The sequence below is a fragment of the Pseudomonas sp. GCM10022186 genome (assembly GCF_042656385.1).
In the GTDB taxonomy this organism is placed as follows: Bacteria; Pseudomonadota; Gammaproteobacteria; order Pseudomonadales; family Pseudomonadaceae; genus Metapseudomonas.
Window position 1 is genome coordinate 124913 of the sequence record NZ_JBHSOU010000052.1, and the last position, 16453, is coordinate 141365.

Annotated in this window: 15 protein-coding genes; 9 read left to right on the forward strand and 6 right to left on the reverse strand. The window is 64.6% G+C overall.

The window, feature by feature from the left end; all coding sequences use genetic code 11:
- Positions 1-2 precede the first annotated feature (2 nt).
- The 6 genes from lepB (at position 3) to pdxJ (ending at position 4377) form a co-directional block, all read left to right on the forward strand.
- Complete coding sequence (gene lepB, locus ACFPU0_RS17710) at positions 3-857, forward strand: signal peptidase I (protein WP_377694566.1); 855 nt, start codon at positions 3-5, stop codon at positions 855-857.
- Positions 858-972: 115 nt separating this feature from the next.
- Positions 973-1350: a DUF4845 domain-containing protein gene (locus ACFPU0_RS17715; protein ID WP_377694567.1), complete on the forward strand. Its 378-nt coding sequence runs from the start codon at positions 973-975 to the stop codon at positions 1348-1350.
- Positions 1347-2036, forward strand: a complete 690-nt coding sequence (gene rnc, locus ACFPU0_RS17720) for a ribonuclease III (RefSeq protein ID WP_377694569.1) — start codon at positions 1347-1349, stop codon at positions 2034-2036. Before ACFPU0_RS17715 ends, rnc begins: the two co-directional genes overlap by 4 nt.
- Positions 2029-2931 carry a GTPase Era gene (gene era / locus ACFPU0_RS17725; RefSeq protein ID WP_377694570.1) on the forward strand — a complete coding sequence of 301 codons (903 nt, stop codon included), beginning with the start codon at positions 2029-2031 and terminating at the stop codon, positions 2929-2931. The genes rnc and era overlap by 8 nt, the downstream gene beginning before the upstream one ends.
- 8 nt (positions 2932-2939) lie before the next feature.
- Positions 2940-3638 (forward strand): DNA repair protein RecO, encoded by a 699-nt coding sequence (gene recO, locus ACFPU0_RS17730; RefSeq protein ID WP_377694572.1) that lies wholly within the window; start codon positions 2940-2942, stop codon positions 3636-3638.
- Positions 3631-4377, forward strand: coding sequence for a pyridoxine 5'-phosphate synthase (gene pdxJ / locus ACFPU0_RS17735; protein WP_377694573.1), 747 nt, complete (start codon positions 3631-3633; stop codon positions 4375-4377). Before recO ends, pdxJ begins: the two co-directional genes overlap by 8 nt.
- Before the next feature lie 114 nt (positions 4378-4491).
- Here the strand turns inward: pdxJ and cmoB are convergent, their stop codons facing one another.
- From cmoB to lon, 6 genes are all read right to left on the reverse strand, one after another.
- The gene (gene cmoB / locus ACFPU0_RS17740) at positions 4492-5460 is read right to left on the reverse strand and encodes a tRNA 5-methoxyuridine(34)/uridine 5-oxyacetic acid(34) synthase CmoB (protein ID WP_377694574.1); all 969 of its coding nucleotides are present in this window, start codon (positions 5458-5460) and stop codon (positions 4492-4494) included.
- Entirely contained in the window at positions 5457-6200 is a 744-nt protein-coding gene (cmoA, locus tag ACFPU0_RS17745) for a carboxy-S-adenosyl-L-methionine synthase CmoA (RefSeq protein ID WP_377694575.1), read from the reverse strand. Before cmoA ends, cmoB begins: the two co-directional genes overlap by 4 nt.
- 65 nt (positions 6201-6265) lie before the next feature.
- Positions 6266-6838: a hypothetical protein gene (locus tag ACFPU0_RS17750; protein ID WP_377694577.1), complete on the reverse strand. Its 573-nt coding sequence runs from the start codon at positions 6836-6838 to the stop codon at positions 6266-6268.
- 26 nt (positions 6839-6864) lie between these two features.
- Positions 6865-7137 carry a lysoplasmalogenase family protein gene (locus ACFPU0_RS17755; protein WP_377694578.1) on the reverse strand — a complete coding sequence of 91 codons (273 nt, stop codon included), beginning with the start codon at positions 7135-7137 and terminating at the stop codon, positions 6865-6867.
- Positions 7138-7324: 187 nt separating this feature from the next.
- Entirely contained in the window at positions 7325-7729 is a 405-nt protein-coding gene (locus ACFPU0_RS17760; protein ID WP_377694579.1) for a protease inhibitor I42 family protein, read from the reverse strand.
- Between the two features lie 401 nt (positions 7730-8130).
- On the reverse strand, positions 8131-10530 hold the full coding sequence (lon, locus tag ACFPU0_RS17765; protein ID WP_377694580.1) for an endopeptidase La: 2400 nt from the start codon (positions 10528-10530) through the stop codon (positions 8131-8133).
- A gap of 147 nt (positions 10531-10677) precedes the next feature.
- Here lon and ACFPU0_RS17770 point away from each other — a divergent pair, with 147 nt between their 5' ends.
- The 3 genes from ACFPU0_RS17770 (at position 10678) to acs (ending at position 15897) form a co-directional block, all read left to right on the forward strand.
- Positions 10678-11430, forward strand: a complete 753-nt coding sequence (locus ACFPU0_RS17770; RefSeq protein ID WP_377694581.1) for an AraC family transcriptional regulator — start codon at positions 10678-10680, stop codon at positions 11428-11430.
- Between the two features lie 636 nt (positions 11431-12066).
- Positions 12067-13560 (forward strand): sodium/proline symporter PutP, encoded by a 1494-nt coding sequence (putP, locus tag ACFPU0_RS17775; RefSeq protein ID WP_377694582.1) that lies wholly within the window; start codon positions 12067-12069, stop codon positions 13558-13560.
- 381 nt (positions 13561-13941) lie between these two features.
- The gene (gene acs / locus ACFPU0_RS17780; RefSeq protein WP_377694583.1) at positions 13942-15897 is read left to right on the forward strand and encodes an acetate--CoA ligase; all 1956 of its coding nucleotides are present in this window, start codon (positions 13942-13944) and stop codon (positions 15895-15897) included.
- The last annotated feature ends 556 nt before the right edge of the window (positions 15898-16453 follow it).

A 16453-nucleotide genomic window follows, 5' to 3' on the forward strand; every position in this document is an offset into this window, starting at 1 on the left:
CTATGTCGATCAATTTCCCGCTGTTGTTGGTTATCGCCGTGGCCGTCTGCGGCGTGCTCGCGCTCATCGACCTGGTTCTGCTGGCCCCGCGCCGGCGTTCCGCGGTTGCCGCCTACGAGGGGCAAGTCAACGAGCCCGATCCGGAAGTGCTCGACCGGTTGAGCAAGGAGCCTCTGCTGGTGGAGTACGGGAAGTCCTTCTTCCCGGTCCTGGCCATCGTGCTGGTGCTGCGCTCGTTCCTGGTCGAGCCCTTCCAGATTCCTTCCGGCTCGATGAAGCCGACCCTGGAAGTGGGCGATTTCATCCTGGTCAACAAGTTCGCCTACGGCATCCGCCTGCCGGTGCTGGACAACAAGGTGATCGAGGTCGGTGATCCGCAGCGCGGCGACGTGATGGTGTTCCGCTACCCTAGCGATCCGAACATCAACTACATCAAGCGCGTGATCGGCCTGCCGGGCGACCGCATCGCCTATAGCAGCGACAAGCGCCTCACCGTCAACGGCCAGCCGGTCGCCGAGAAGCTGCTGGGCGAAGAGCCGGGCACCCTGGGCAGCGCCAATCTGTACCAGGAGAAACTGGGCGAGGCCGAGCACCTGATCCGCAAGGAAATGAAGCGCTATCGCATGGAACCGGGCCGCGAGTGGCTGGTGCCCCAGGGGCACTACTTCATGATGGGCGACAACCGCGACAACTCCAACGACAGCCGTTACTGGAACGATCCGCGCATTCCGAAGGACCTGCTCGGCATGGTTCCGGACCGCAATATCGTCGGCAAGGCCTTCGCCGTGTGGATGAGCTGGCCCGATCCCAAGCTGCGCAACGTGCCGAACTTCTCCCGAGTGGGCCTGATTCACTGATCGCTCGGTCGCCATCGCGGTTTTGCGGCGTTGTTCATGACAGCGCCGCAAGCGCTATATAGTCTTGTTTGCGGGCCATCCGGCTTCCATAAAAACACAGACATTGAGGTCGATCATGACGTTCGCGCGTAAGCAGAAGGGTATGTCGGTTCTGGGCTGGCTGCTGGTCCTGGCCGTAGTGGCTTTCCTGGCCAGCACCGCTTTCAAGATCATCCCGCATTACCTCGATTTCTTCTCCCTGGAGAAGATCATCGGCTCGGTGGAAACCGAGAAAGCCCTGGAAATCAGGACCATCCCCGATTTCTACAGCCATGTCAGCAAGGGCATGCAGGTCAACGGCATCCGTGACCTGGACCTGGACAAGGCGCTGAAGGTGACCCTGGAAAACAACGAGTTCCTGGCTCACCTCAAATATGAAAAACGCGAGCCCCTGGTCGAGAACCTCGATCTGGTGGTGCGCTTCGACAAAGAATTCCGTGTGCGAGCCCAGTGAGCGTATCTCTCAGCCGTCTCGAGCGTAAGCTCGGCTATACCTTCAAGGACCAGAGTCTGATGACCCTGGCCCTGACCCACCGCAGTTACGCGGGGCGTAACAACGAGCGCCTCGAGTTCCTCGGCGATGCCATTCTCAATTTCGTCGCCGGCGAGGCGCTGTTCGAGCGTTTCCCCCAGGCTCGCGAAGGCCAGCTGTCGCGCCTGCGCGCGCGACTGGTGAAGGGCGAGACCCTGGCCCTGCTGGCCCGCGGCTTCGAGCTGGGCGAGTACCTGCGACTGGGCTCGGGCGAGCTGAAGAGCGGCGGATTCCGCCGCGAGTCGATTCTCGCCGACGCCCTGGAAGCGCTGATCGGCGCGATCTACCTGGATTCAGGCATGGAGGCCGCGCGCGAGCGCGTCCTCGCCTGGCTGGCCAATGAGCTCGAAGGCCTGACCCTGGTGGATACCAACAAGGACCCCAAGACCCGCCTGCAGGAGTTCCTGCAGTCCCGGGCCTGCGAACTGCCACGTTATGAAGTGGTGGATATCCAGGGTGAACCGCACTGCCGTACGTTCTTCGTCGAGTGCCAGGTCACCCTGCTGAATGACAAGACCCAGGGCCAGGGCGCCAGCCGCCGTATCGCCGAACAGGTGGCCGCCGCCGCCGCCCTGGTTGCCCTCGGCGTGGAGAATGGCAATGACTGATTTCGATACCCCCCGCTGCGGCTACGTCGCCATCGTTGGCCGCCCCAATGTGGGCAAGTCGACGCTGCTCAACCACATCCTCGGGCAGAAGCTGGCGATCACCTCGCGCAAGCCGCAGACCACCCGCCACAACATGCTCGGCATCAAGACCGAGAACAATGTGCAGGCGATCTACGTGGACACCCCCGGCCTGCACAAGAAAAGCGACAAGGCTCTGAACCGCTACATGAACCGCAGTGCCTCGGCGGCCCTGAAGGACGTGGACGTGGTCGTCTTCGTGGTCGACCGCGACCGCTGGACCGAGGAAGACCAACTGGTGCTGGAGCGCGTGCAGTACGTGCAGGGCCCGGTGCTGCTGGCGGTGAACAAGACCGACCGCATGGACGAGAAGGGTGAGCTGATCCCGCACCTGGCCTGGCTCCAGGAGCAACTGCCGAACGCCGAAGTGGTGCCCATTTCCGCCCTCCAGGGGCACAACCTGGACACCCTGGAGCGCCTGGTGGCCGAACGCCTGCCGGAAGGCGATCACTTCTTCCCGGAAGACCAGATCACCGACCGCAGCAGCCGCTTCCTCGCCGCCGAACTGGTGCGCGAGAAGATCATGCGCCAGCTGGGCGCCGAGCTGCCCTACCAGATCACCGTGGAGATCGAAGAGTTCAAGCAGGAAGGCCATATCCTGCATATCCACGCCCTGATCCTGGTGGAGCGCGACGGCCAGAAGAAGATCATCATCGGAGACGGCGGCGAACGCATCAAACGCATCGGCCAGGATGCACGCAAGGACATGGAAACCATGTTCGACTCCAAGGTCATGCTCAACCTCTGGGTGAAAGTGAAGGGCGGCTGGTCCGATGACGAGCGTGCCCTGCGTTCCCTGGGCTACAACGACCTCTGAGCCTGTCCATGATCGGCGCGGCGCTACCGGCGTTCGTCCTGCACAGCAGGGCCTATCGGGAGAGCAGCGCGCTGGTCGACTTCTTCACCGCCGAAGGCCGCCTGCGCGCCGTGTTGCGCGGCGCACGTGGCAAGGCCGGCACCCTGGCGCGGCCCTTCCTGCCCCTTGAGGCCGAGTTCCGCGGTCGTGGCGAGCTGAAGAACGTGGTTCGCCTGGAAAGCATCGGCGTCCCCAACCTGCTGGCGGGCGCAGCGCTGTTCAGCGGCCTCTACCTCAATGAACTGCTGGTCCGCCTGCTGCCCGCCGAAGACCCGCAGCCTGCGCTCTTCGACCACTATGCCGCGACCCTCCAGGCCCTGGCCGCCAATCGTCCGCTGGAGCCCCTGCTGCGTGCATTCGAATGGCGCCTGCTGGACCAGCTGGGCTATGGTTTCGCCCTGGATACGGACCTGGCCGGGCAGCCCATTGCCGCCGAAGGCATCTACCGCCTCGTGCCCGATGCCGGGCTGGAGCCGGTGGGGCAGTTGCAGCCCGGCCTGTTCCAGGGCCGCGAACTCCTCGCCCTGGCCGAAGCCGACTGGGGCGCTCCCGGCGCCCTCGGCGCAGCCAAGCGCCTCATGCGTCAGGCCCTGGCACCTCACCTGGGCGGCCGGCCACTGGTCAGCCGCGAGCTTTTCATGACGATCAAGGAACCTCCCCGTGACTGAAGCCAACCGCGTACTTCTCGGCGTCAACATCGACCACGTCGCCACCCTCCGCCAGGCCCGCGGCACCCGCTACCCGGACCCGGTCAAGGCGGCCCTGGATGCCGAAGAAGCCGGTGCCGATGGCATCACCGTGCACCTGCGCGAAGACCGCCGGCATATCCAGGAGCGCGATGTGCGCCTGCTGAAGGAAGTGCTGCAGACCCGGATGAACTTCGAGATGGGCGTCACCGAGGAGATGATGGCCTTCGCCGAGGAGATCCGTCCGGAACACGTCTGCCTGGTGCCGGAAACCCGCCAGGAGCTGACCACCGAGGGTGGCCTCGACGTCGCCGGCCAGGAAGCGCGCATCAGTGCTGCCGTGGAGCGTCTGGCCGGGGTGGGTAGCGAAGTGTCGCTGTTCATCGATGCCGATCCGCAGCAGATCGAAGCGGCCCACCGCGTCGGCGCGCCGGCCATCGAACTGCACACCGGCCGCTACGCCGATGCCCACACCCCGGAAGAGGCGGCCCGCGAGCTCAAGCGTATCCAGGACGGCGTCGCCCTGGGCCTGAAGCTCGGCCTGATCGTCAATGCCGGCCACGGCCTGCACTACCACAACGTCGAACCGGTGGCGGCGATTCCGGGGATCAACGAGCTGAACATCGGCCATGCCCTGGTGGCCCACGCGCTGTTCGTCGGCTTCAAGCAGGCGGTGGTGGAGATGAAGCAGCTGATCGTTTCGGCGGCAGCCAAGGGCTGAGAAGGGCAGGCCTTCGGCCTGCTTGGCGAATGAATTCGCCCCTACAAGGGAATTGTGCATTTCCTGTAGGGGCGAATTCATTCGCCTTGGACCGCGAAGCGGTCCCGGGCCAGGTCAGGGTTTGCGTGCGATCAGTACGGCCCGCGCAGGAGCGGGCAGGCCCTCGATGGTGCGGCTGTGGTCGGCGGGGTCGAGGAACTCGGGCAGCGACTGGAAGCGCATCCACTCGGTGCTGCGTTGTTCCTCCACGCTGGTGTAGCTGACATCCACGCAGCGGATATCCACGTAGCCCGCCCGGCGCAGCCAGAGCTCCAGCGCCGGTACCGAAGGCAGGAACCAGACGTTGCGCATTTGCGCGTAGCGGTCCTCGGGCACCAGCACCTGCTGGGCATCGCCTTCCACCACCAGGGTTTCCAGCACCAGTTCGCCGCCGCGGCGCAGGCAGTCCTTGAGGTCGAAGAGGTGGTCGATGGGCGAGCGGCGGTGGTAGAGCACGCCCATGGAAAAGACGGTATCGAAGCCTTCCAGCTTCGGCGGCAGTTCCTCCAGGGCCAGTGGCAGGTGCCAGGCCGGCAGATCGGGCAGGAAGCGCTTCATGGCCAGGAACTGGCAGAAGAACAGCCAATTGGGGTCTATGCCTACCACGCTGTCGGCGCCGGCCCCCAGCATGCGCCACTGGTAGTAGCCGTTGCCGCAGCCCACGTCCAGTACGCGACGGCCGCGCAGATCGAGGTGCGGTGCCACCCGCGACCATTTCCAGTCCGAGCGCCATTCGGTGTCGACATGCACGCCGAACAGCTCGAAGGGGCCCTTGCGCCAGGGGATCAGCCCCTGCAGGGCTGTCTTCAGCGCGGCGCGGGTGGCTTCGTCGCAAGGGCCGTCCAGCAGGAAGCGCTGGGCCAGCTCCACCTGCCGCGGTTGCAGGGGGGGCAGGGCGTCGACCGCGGCGCTCCAGCGCTCCAGGTCGCCATGGCCGACCGCCAGCTTGGCGTCCAGTTGTCCCGGCAGGTCGGCGGCCCAATCCTGCAGGGGGGTGCCCGCCAGCGCTTGCTGCAGGGCGTCGAGGTCCAGCGTACGAATCATGGCAGGGCGATCAGCGAGGCGAAATTGAGGCACTGGAACCAGGGCAGCACCTTGGAGAAGCCGGCGGCCAGGAGGCGCGCGCGGTGCTCTTCGAAGCTGTCGGGGTGCATCACGTTTTCCAGGGCGCTGCGCTTCTGGGCGATTTCCAGCTCGCTGTAGCCGTTGGCGCGCTTGAAGGCGATGTGCAGGTCGGTGAGCAACTGGTGCTCCTCGGCGTCCTCGAAGCGCAGCTTTTCCGAGAGGATCAGTGCACCGCCCGGCAACAGGGCCTGGCGGATGCGACCGAGCAGCTCGGTACGGTGTTCGCGGGGCACGAATTGCAGGGTGAAATTCATCGCCACCAGGGAGCAGGGCTGGAAGTCCAGGGCGAGGATGTCGGCCTCGATCACCTCCACCGGCAGCAATTCCTGGAACATGGCGTCCTGGGCGTGCAGGTACTCGCGGCAGCGTTCTACCATGGCGCTGGAGTTATCCACAGCGATCACCCGGCAGCCGTCGGTCTTCACATGGCGGCGCAGGGCCTGGGTCACGGCACCGAGGGAGCTGCCGAGGTCATAGAGCGGAGTGCCGGGCTGGGCGAATCGGGACGCCAGCACGCCGATGTTCTCGACTATGGTCGGGTAGCCCGGCACCGAGCGCTTGATCATGTCCGGGAACACCCGGACCACGTCCTCGTTGAAGGCGAAATCGGCGACTTGTGCCTGGGGATTGGCGTAGATGCGATCGGGGCTTTCGGTCACGGGCCGGTACCAGCAAGGGAAAAGGCCGGCATTCTAACGGACTGGGCGACGCGGCCAAACCTCCCTCACTTCAGCTGATCGGAAAAGAACTCGCCTGCGCCTTGCAAGGGCCCAAGCGGATTGCGCTTGACCTCGAAGCGGCGGATGTTCGGCTCGCCATTGCTCACCTTGTGCACCAGCACATCGTCCACCAGCACGAACACCGCGCGGAACACCCAGCCCTGCAGCTCGCGATTCTTGCGGAAGTTGAAGACATCGGCCCAGAAACTGCCGACCCGCTGGGTATCGGTCTTGGTGAACTCGAAGGCATAGCCGATGCAGCGGTCCTTGGCCTCCAGGCACTTCATCAGGCCATCGGGCAGATAGTCGATGGGCACATTGGGCTGCACGAACATCAGGCGCACGTCGATGAAGGAGAGCATCTTGCCATTGCCCTGGATCAGCGGGTCGAAGCCCAGGGAAAAGAGCTCGGGGCGGGTCGTCTTGCCTGGCACTGCCTGGGAATAGCGGATCTCCGCATCGGTGTAGTCCCGAAACGGTGACAGCACTTCAGCGCGTTCGCTTGGCAGCAGGCTACCGCAACCCGTGAGAAGAGCTGCACAGCACAGCAAGCTCCACAGTTGTACGAGGTTGCCCATCGCACGCTCCCTATTTGAGTGTCCGCTTAATTGCTATAGCCGATTTCCCGGGAGGGTGCCGATGGATTTTTCCGGGCTGGAGCGGTGCCGGGAAATGCCATGGCGGAGGTGGCGATGGCCCACTGGCCGAGCCGGTAACTGAGGATGATGAAGTAATTCGCGCCATTGAAGGGGATCACGAAACGGTCGATGCCGATCAGGCTTTCGGACCGCACGAAGAGCGCCGCTGCACCCGCCGTCATCAGCGCCGACTGGCGGTCGGAGCCGACTCCCAGGCGGGCGGGGGCGCGCCAGAGCATAGTGCTGATGGCCAAGGCGTAGCAGGCCACCGGCAGTAGCAGCGCACCCGGGCCGCCGCGAAAAAGGCCTGCACGCCGGCCAGGCCGGAGATCAGGGTTCCGATATGTGCTCTCGCGTATCCGTCAGGGGATCACCATATCGGCGCGCGCGTCAGGCGGCTGACGCCAGAGGCGCGAACATTTGCCGTTATCTGACGCTGATCTGGCAGTCGAAGCTCTCGGCGGGCGCCACGCCGGCCTCCCAGGGGCGCTGGTAGTCCAGGTGCAGGCGGCCCTCGCCAGCATGGTTGGCCTTGAAGCGCCAGGTGGACTGGCCGGCGCTGCCCACCAGGCCGGCGTCTTCCGGCGTCGAGTAGACTTCCGGGCCAAGGCTCTGCAGCACGTTGGCCGCGGCGTCGCGTACCACCCAGCGAAAGCCGGTAGTGGGATTGCTGGGCAGGGTCAGGACCAGGGGTTGGCCCTGTTCGAGGGACAGTGGGCAATCATCCTGCTGGTCCTGGACCAGCACAGGGCCGGTCTGCTGCTGGGCGCAGGCGGCGAGCAGGGCGAGGCCCAGGGGCAACAGCAGGCGGGGGGAGGGGGCGAGAGGCATCTGCAGCTCCGTCGGTCAAGGGCGGAGCCAGCATAACGGCTGGCTCCGCCCTTGCGTAGGCTCCGAGGAGAAATGACCGGGAAGGGGGATTCACCTCGATGCGGCGAAGCGGAACCCGGTGGAGTTGCTTTTGGCCCCCTATAAGGGGGCGAATCCTCCCCCGTGCACAAGGCCGCCCCCTTTCGCCTGGCCTGGACCGTAGGGTGCGCTGCGCGCACCGATTCCGGGATCGGCTTCGGCACCACGTCAAACCGCCGGTGCGCACGGCGCACCCTACCGGATCGGCTTCATCCTGCCAGCCCGGACATTCGAATCGTCACAGGCAGAGCCGATGACTCATGACCACGCCCCAAGGACGTGGTTTCCCAAGCTCAAATGAATTCGCTCCCACAAGGGCCGGCTCAGTCGAACAGGACCTTGGCCACCTCGGAGAAGCGCCGGGCGAAGTGCACCGTCACGCCCTCCTTGAGGTAGTCCGGCAACTCTTCGAAGGCACCGCGATTGGCCTCGGGCAGGATCAGCTCGAAGATCTTCTGCCGGCGGGCGGCGATGACCTTCTCGCGTACCCCGCCGATGGCCAGCACCTGGCCGGTCAGGGTCAGCTCGCCGGTCATGGCCACGCGCCTCGAAGGGGCCTGGTCGCGGGCCAGGGAAAGCAGCGCGCTGGCCATGGTGATGCCGGCGCTGGGGCCGTCCTTGGGCGTGGCACCCTCCGGCACGTGCAGGTGGACGAAGGCCTGGTCGAAGAAGGTCGGGTCACCGCCGTACTGCTTCAGGTGCGAACTTATGTAGCTGTAGGCGATTTCTGCCGATTCCTTCATCACGTCGCCCAATTGGCCGGTGAGCTTGAAACCGCGGTTGAGGGTGTGGATGCGCGTTGCCTCGATGGGCAGGGTAGCGCCGCCCAGGCTGGTCCAGGCCAGGCCGGTGATGACACCGACGCCAGCCAGGAGCTGCTCCTTGCGGAAGGGGGCCAGGCCCAGGTAATGCTCCAGGTCCTTCTGCCCGACCTTGATCTTCGTTTCGGGCTCTTCCAGCAGGCGTACCACGGATTTGCGGATGATCTTGCCCAGCTGTTTCTCCAGCTGGCGCACCCCGGCCTCGCGGGCGTAACCCTCGATCACGGCGGTCAGGGCGCCGTCGGTGATGGACAGGCGCTGCTTCGGCACGCCGGTGCGCTCCAGCAGGCGGGGCCAGAGATGGCGCTTGGCGATGGCGTGCTTCTCTTCGGTGATGTAGCCGGAGAGGCGGATGGTTTCCATGCGGTCCAGCAGCGGGCCCGGAATGGAGTCCAGGGTATTGGCGGTGCAGATGAAGAGCACCTTGGACAGATCGAGGCGCAGGTCCAGGTAATGGTCGAGGAATTCGACGTTCTGCTCCGGGTCGAGGGTTTCCAGCAGGGCCGAGGCCGGGTCGCCCTGGTAGCTGGCACCGAGCTTGTCGATTTCGTCGAGCATGATGACGGGATTCATCACCTCCACCTCCTTCAGCGCCTGCACCAGCTTGCCGGGCAGGGCGCCGATGTAGGTGCGGCGGTGGCCCTTGATCTCCGCCTCGTCACGCATGCCGCCGACGCTGAAACGGTAGAAGGGCCGTCCCAGGGATTCGGCGATGGACTTGCCGATGCTGGTCTTGCCGACGCCGGGCGGCCCCACCAGCAGCACGATGGAGCCGGAAATCTCGCCCTTGAAGGCGCCCACCGCAAGGAACTCGAGGATGCGGTTCTTCACGTCGTCCAGCCCGGCGTGGTGCTGGTCCAGCACCTTGCGCGCGTGCTTGAGGTCGAGCTTGTCCACGCCGTAGACGCCCCAGGGCACCGAGGTGGCCCAGTCCAGGTAGTTGCGGGTGACGGCGTACTCCGGCGAGCCGGTCTCCAGGATCGACAGCTTGTTCAGTTCGTCGTCGATGCGTTTTCTGGCCTGTTCGGGCAGAACCTTGCCTTCCAGGCGCTGGGTGAACTGCTCGCTGTCGGCGCTGCGGTCGTCCTTGGTGATACCCAGTTCCTGCTGGATCAGCTTCAACTGTTCCTTGAGGAAGAACTCCCGCTGGTGCTGGCCGATCTTGCGGTTCACCTCGGCGGACAGTTCGCTCTGCAGCCGCGCCATTTCCACTTCCTTGCGCAGCAGGGGCAGCACCTTCTCCATGCGCTTGAGCACCGGTACCGTGTCCAGCACTTCCTGCAGCTCGCGGGCCGGGGCGGTGGTCAGGGCGGCGGCGAAGTCGGTCAGGGGGGAGGGATCGTTCGGGCTGAATCGGTTGAGGTAATTCTTCAGCTCCTCGCTGTACAGCGGGTTGAGCGGCAACAGTTCCTTGATCGCGTTGATCAGGGCCATGCCGTAGGCCTTGACCTCGTCGCGCGGGTCCAGCGGGCTCTGTGGATAATCCACCTCCACCAGGTAGGGCGGGCGATGGCGCTTGAGCCAGCCGCGGATGCGCACCCGCGAGAGGCCCTGGGCCACGAATTGCAGCCTGCCGCCATCGCGGCTGGCGTGGTGGACGCGCACCAGGGTGCCGTGTTCGGGCAGGGTGTTGGTGTCGAAATGACGCGGGTCTTCCGGCGGGCTCTCCATGTAGAACAGCGCCAGGCAGTGATGGTCGGTCTTGGCCACCAGCTCCAGGGTTTCCGCCCAGGGCTCGTCATTGACTATTACCGGCAGCACCTGGGCCGGGAAGAACGGGCGATTGTGGATGGGAATGATGTAGACCTTGTCCGGCAAGGTCTGGCCGGGCAGCACCAGGCCGGTCCGTTGGCTGGAAGTGGCTTCTTCGACGATGTCGGCGTTGATGTCCTGATCGCTCATGGGGGCACCTGGCTAGTGGTTCACTAAGCGTAGATGGGGCAGGGCGGAAGGCATTTCAACCGCATCGCCCCGCGTCACCCTGCCAGGTGGCGCTGGGCAATCCGGGGCGCCATCGCTAGAATGCGCAAAATTTGATCAAGTCGCCCCATGCTCGAAGCCCGCCTCCTGCGCCTGGACGATCAGGCCCACCACCATGCCCATGACCACCACCAGTTGGTGTTGTCCCTCGCCGGCCGCGCCGAATTCGAGGTGGATGGCCGTGGCGGCGAGGTCTGCCGCATGCGCGCGTGCCTGGTGCCGGGCGATGCCGGCCACCAGTTCGCCGGCATGGGGGATAACCGCATGCTGATCCTCGATCTGGATGAGCAGGGCACCTCGGCCGAGGATCTCGACATGCTCGGTCGCCTGTTCGAGACGCCACGCTACCCCGAGCTGGATGCGGATTTCCAGAATCTCCTCAGCTACGCGGGCGCCGAACTGGCTCGCTACGGCAGCGATCCGCTGCTGGCGCGTTCCCTGGGCGGCATCCTGCTGCGTGCCCTCTACCTGCGGTTGTTCGGCGAGGCGCGGCGGCGGCCGGCCGGCAGCTTCGACATGGACCGCCTGGACGGCTACATCCAGGACAACCTGGCCCGGCGCATCAGCGTTGCCGAGCTGGCCCGGATCGCCTGCCTGAGCCCCAGTCATTTCCATGCGCAGTTCAAGGACAGCCTGGGCCTGACCCCTCACCAGTACCTGCTCAAGACCCGCCTCGATCGCGCCGCCCGCCTGTTGCGCGAGAGCGACCAGCCCCTGGTGCGCATCGCCGAGGAGTGCGGCTTCTCCAGCCAGAGCGCCCTGACCACGGCCATGCGCCGCTACCTGGGCCTGACGCCCAAGCGCCTCCGCGGCGCGGAATGACGCCTCCCCATCCCTGACGCGTCCGGCCTTGCCGGAGGCCGGTCATCGGTTTTTCCCCGAGCCGTTCGATCATTGGTGCAACCGCTGTCTCTCCGTGGCTGATGGGTTGTACCTTGCGGGAGCAACCCGGTTTTGCGGATTCTCCAGGACTTTGGGTGGGATCCCCATATCGTCTGGGTGATGGAAGGTTGCACCTTTTGGCGGAAAGTTCCCTGGATCAGAGGATTCGATAAAGGAATCGGAGGATCTGACAAGAAAGGCGTAGTGCCATATCTCTACATTCCGCACGCGCCCTGCGGCCGGTAGACGCACACCGGTGTCTTGATTGCGTCGCAGGTTGTACTAGACCAAGCAGAATCGTTGTCCACGAGGCGGTTGCAACTCCGGTTTTCGGCACCGCCGAGGCCGACCAGGAATTCCACTGATTCGCATGGCGGGGGGCCTTCGCGGCCGCCGCCGTCGCATTGGCAGGGCCGGATGCCCTGCGACCATTGCTCGACCGGGATTGCATCGGCCCCATGGCTGACGCGGTCGAGAATTGAACCGGCAGGCGCCACAAGCGCCTGCCAAACAGCAACCACGGGAGCGGACAACCCGCCGCCCCCGAATAAAAACAAACGAGCAGGGGAGACCCCCATGAGTATGAGCAACCCGATGCTGATCACCTTCGTGATCTATATCGCGGCCATGGTGCTGATCGGCTTCGCCGCCTATCGCTCCACCAACAACCTTTCCGACTACATCCTCGGTGGTCGCAGCCTCGGCAGCTTCGTTACCGCACTGTCCGCTGGCGCCTCCGACATGAGTGGCTGGCTGCTCATGGGCCTGCCGGGTGCCGTCTATCTCTCCGGTCTCTCCGAAAGCTGGATCGCCATTGGCCTGATCGTCGGTGCCTACCTCAACTGGCTGCTGGTCGCCGGCCGTCTGCGCGTGCAGACCGAGCACAATGGCAACGCCCTGACTCTGCCCGACTACTTCACCAATCGCTTCGAAGACAACAGCCGCATCCTGCGCATCTTCTCCGCCGTGGTGATCCTGGTGTTCTTCACCATCTACTGCGCTTCCGGTGTCGTAGCCGGTGCCCGCCTGTTCGAGAGCACCTTCGGCATCTCCTACGAAACCGCCCTGTGGGCCGGCGCTGCCGCGACCATCTGCTACACCTTCGTCGGTGGTTTCCTGGCGGTCAGCTGGACCGACACCGTCCAGGCCAGCCTGATGATCTTCGCCCTGATCCTCACCCCGATCATCGTGATGGTCGCCACCGGTGGCATGGATACCACCTTCGTCGCCATCGAGATGAAGGATGCCGCCAACTTCGACATGCTCAAGGGCGCCAGCTTCGTCGGCGTGATTTCCCTGCTCGCCTGGGGCCTGGGCTACTTCGGCCAGCCGCACATCCTGGCGCGCTTCATGGCTGCCGACTCGGTCAAGTCCATCCCGAACGCCCGCCGCATCTCCATGACCTGGATGATCCTCTGCCTCGGCGGTGCGGTAGCCGTCGGCTTCTTCGGCATCGCCTACTTCTCCGCCCATCCGGAGCAGGCCGGCGCCGTGACCGAGAACCACGAGCGCGTGTTCATCGAGCTGTCCAAGATCCTCTTCAACCCCTGGATCGCCGGCGTGCTGCTGTCCGCCATCCTGGCGGCGGTGATGTCCACCCTGAGCTGCCAGCTGCTGGTCTGCTCCAGCGCCCTGACCGAAGACTTCTACAAGGCCTTCTTCCGCAAGAACGCCAGCCAGGCCGAGCTGGTCTGGGTCGGTCGCGCCATGGTGCTGCTGGTGGCGGTGATCGCCATCGCCATCGCCTCTGATCCGGAGAGCAAGGTACTGGGCCTGGTGTCCTACGCCTGGGCCGGCTTCGGCGCTGCCTTCGGTCCGGTGGTGATCCTCTCCCTGGTGTGGAAAGGCATGACCCGCAACGGTGCCCTGGCCGGCATGATCCTCGGTGCGGTGACCGTGGTCCTGTGGAAGAACTTCTTCGGCTGGACCGGCCTGTACGAGATCGTTCCGGGCTTCATCCTCTGCACCCTCGGCATCCTGATCTTCAGCCGCATCGGCAATGCTCCGTCTGCCGCCATGCTCAAGCGCTTCGACGAAGCCGAGAAGGAATACCAGGACGCCCACGTCTGATTCTGTGCGGCACGCGGCCGGTCGTCCGCGTGCCGTCATCCGGGGTTGCCCGGGCTCTCACCTACGACCCGATAGTGCTTCGCCGGCCCATGTCCTCGGACATGGGCCGGTTTTTTTTGCCTGGATGGTCGGTCGGCTCGTTCAGGGCCGCGCGGCTGATCCCCTGTAGGAGCGAGCTTTGCTCGCGAAGCTCTTGCGCACGGCCCGTTCGCGAGCAGAGCTCGCTCCTACGAGTCATCGCCAGGTTCGTCGGCGAGAACGCGATTCCGGCGGCTTCGACCATAGTCCGTGTTTGGTAAGACCATGGTCGAATGGCCCCACGGAAGGGCGGGGGATACAAAAGGCGGCATACAAAAACAACTACCCACCGAGGTAAGACCCATGAGTGCTGCTTCTCTGTATCCGGTCCGCCCTGAAGTGGCCGCCAAGTCCTTCACCGACGAGGCGACCTACAAAGCCATGTACCAGCAATCGGTAATCAACCCCGACGGTTTCTGGCGGGAACAGGCCAAGCGCCTGGACTGGATCAAGCCGTTCACCAAGGTGAAGCAGACCTCCTTCGACGACCATCACGTCGACATCAAGTGGTTCGCCGACGGCACCCTCAACGTGTCCGCCAACTGCCTGGACCGCCACCTCGCCGAGCGCGGCGACCAGCCGGCGATCATCTGGGAAGGCGACGACCCCTCCGAACACCAGGTCATCACCTACCGCGAACTCCACGAGCGCGTCTGCAAGTTCGCCAACGCCCTGCGTGGCCAGGACGTGCACCGCGGCGACGTGGTGACCATCTACATGCCGATGATCCCGGAAGCCGTGGTCGCCATGCTGGCCTGTACCCGCATCGGTGCCATCCACTCGGTGGTGTTCGGCGGTTTCTCTCCCGAGGCCCTGGCCGGTCGCATCATCGACTGTCGTTCCAAGGTGGTGATCACCGCCGACGAAGGCCTGCGGGGCGGCCGGAAAGTCCCGCTCAAAGCCAATGTCGACGACGCCCTGACCAACCCTGAAACCTGCAGCGTGCAGAAGATCATCGTGGTCAAGCGCACCGGCAGCGAGATCAAGTGGAACCAGCATCGCGACGTCTGGTACGAGGACCTGATGAAGGTCGCCGGAAGCACCTGCGCACCGAAGGAAATGGGCGCCGAGGACCCGCTGTTCATCCTCTACACCTCCGGCTCCACCGGCAAACCCAAGGGTGTGCTGCACACCACCGGCGGCTACCTGACCTACGCCGCGCTGACCCATGAACGCGTGTTCGACTACCGTCCGGGCGAAGTCTTCTGGTGCACCGCCGACATCGGCTGGGTGACCGGCCACACCTACCTGGTCTACGGTCCGCTGGCCAACGGCGCCACCACCCTGATGTTCGAGGGCGTGCCGAACTACCCGGACATCACCCGCGTGGCGAAGATCGTCGACAAGCACAAGGTCAACATCCTCTACACCGCGCCGACCGCCATCCGCGCCATGATGGCCGAGGGCAAGGCGGCGGTCGAAGGGGCCGATGGCTCCAGCCTGCGCCTGCTGGGGTCGGTGGGCGAGCCGATCAACCCCGAGGCCTGGCACTGGTACTACGAGAACGTCGGCCAGGGCCGCTGCCCGATCGTCGACACCTGGTGGCAGACCGAGACCGGCGCCTGCCTGATGACCCCGCTGCCGGGCGCCCACGCGCTGAAGCCGGGTTCCGCCGCACGGCCGTTCTTCGGCGTGCAGCCGGCGCTGGTGGACAACCTCGGCAACCTCATCGAGGGGCCGGCCGAAGGCAACCTGGTGATCATCGACTCCTGGCCGGGCCAGGCGCGTACCCTGTACGGCGACCACGACCGCTTCGTCGATACCTACTTCAAGACCTTCAAGGGCATGTACTTCACCGGCGACGGCGCCCGTCGCGACGAAGACGGCTACTTCTGGATCACCGGTCGCGTCGATGACGTGCTCAATGTGTCCGGCCACCGCATGGGCACCGCCGAGATCGAGAGCGCCATGGTCGCCCACTCGAAGGTGGCCGAGGCCGCCGTGGTCGGCGTGCCGCACGACATCAAGGGGCAGGGCATCTATGTCTACGTCACCCTGAACGCCGGCGAGGAAGCCTCCGAGCAACTGCGCCAGGAGCTGAAGGCCTGGGTGCGCAAGGAAATCGGTCCGATCGCCACCCCGGATGTGATCCAGTGGGCTCCGGGTCTGCCGAAGACCCGCTCGGGCAAGATCATGCGCCGCATCCTGCGCAAGATCGCCGTCGCCGAATACGATGCCCTCGGCGACATCTCCACCCTGGCTGATCCCGGCGTAGTGCAACACCTCATCGATATCCATCGCACCATGCAGGCTGCCTGATCCCGGCCCTGCCGCAAAACCCCGCCCCGGCCACAAGCCGGGGCGGGGTTTTGCATTTTTGGAGCAGGGATTCGCGGAGTCGCAGGTTGCGCTCTGCAATGCCCGCCAGGATGCAGATGGGTATTGCGCTGGGTTGCAATTGAAGGGTTCGAGCAAACACCGCGCGAGCTAAATACCGATTTCATATCGGGTTTTCCCCGGGGCAAGGGCGGTCGAGTAACAACCGGGGTTACAGGTCGCACCCAATCGGTTCCATTGGAAACGCATTGACCTTTTCCGGGGCGAAGTTCGCTTGTTTTCAAGCAAGGTCAAATGCTGAAAGGCCCGGTATGTCAGGGGTATGAATTTTGTGGCTCGATAATTGCCTTTAAAATTGGTTCTGCATTGTGTCTTCTCGGCACTTTTCTCCGTGCCTGTCAATCCGCTTGCGCCCTCTCTCCGGCGCTTCTGTAATTTGTTGTCGCATTGAAGAAATATCGACTTAAGGGCTGTGGCTAGAATGCCGCACACCCAGTCGGAGCCTTTTGCTTGCGGCGTTCAGCCGGCAAAGACGACG

Coding starts and splice junctions, on each gene's coding strand:
- lepB (WP_377694566.1), top strand. CDS start 3: ATGTCGATCAATTTCCCGCTGTTGTTGGTTATCGCCGTGGCCGTCTGC.
- ACFPU0_RS17715 (WP_377694567.1), top strand. CDS start 973: ATGACGTTCGCGCGTAAGCAGAAGGGTATGTCGGTTCTGGGCTGGCTG.
- era (WP_377694570.1), top strand. CDS start 2,029: ATGACTGATTTCGATACCCCCCGCTGCGGCTACGTCGCCATCGTTGGC.
- recO (WP_377694572.1), top strand. CDS start 2,940: ATGATCGGCGCGGCGCTACCGGCGTTCGTCCTGCACAGCAGGGCCTAT.
- cmoB (WP_377694574.1), bottom strand. CDS start 5,460: ATGATTCGTACGCTGGACCTCGACGCCCTGCAGCAAGCGCTGGCGGGC.
- ACFPU0_RS17750 (WP_377694577.1), bottom strand. CDS start 6,838: ATGGGCAACCTCGTACAACTGTGGAGCTTGCTGTGCTGTGCAGCTCTT.
- ACFPU0_RS17755 (WP_377694578.1), bottom strand. CDS start 7,137: ATGCTCTGGCGCGCCCCCGCCCGCCTGGGAGTCGGCTCCGACCGCCAG.
- ACFPU0_RS17760 (WP_377694579.1), bottom strand. CDS start 7,729: ATGCCTCTCGCCCCCTCCCCCCGCCTGCTGTTGCCCCTGGGCCTCGCC.
- lon (WP_377694580.1), bottom strand. CDS start 10,530: ATGAGCGATCAGGACATCAACGCCGACATCGTCGAAGAAGCCACTTCC.
- ACFPU0_RS17770 (WP_377694581.1), top strand. CDS start 10,678: ATGCTCGAAGCCCGCCTCCTGCGCCTGGACGATCAGGCCCACCACCAT.
- putP (WP_377694582.1), top strand. CDS start 12,067: ATGAGTATGAGCAACCCGATGCTGATCACCTTCGTGATCTATATCGCG.
- acs (WP_377694583.1), top strand. CDS start 13,942: ATGAGTGCTGCTTCTCTGTATCCGGTCCGCCCTGAAGTGGCCGCCAAG.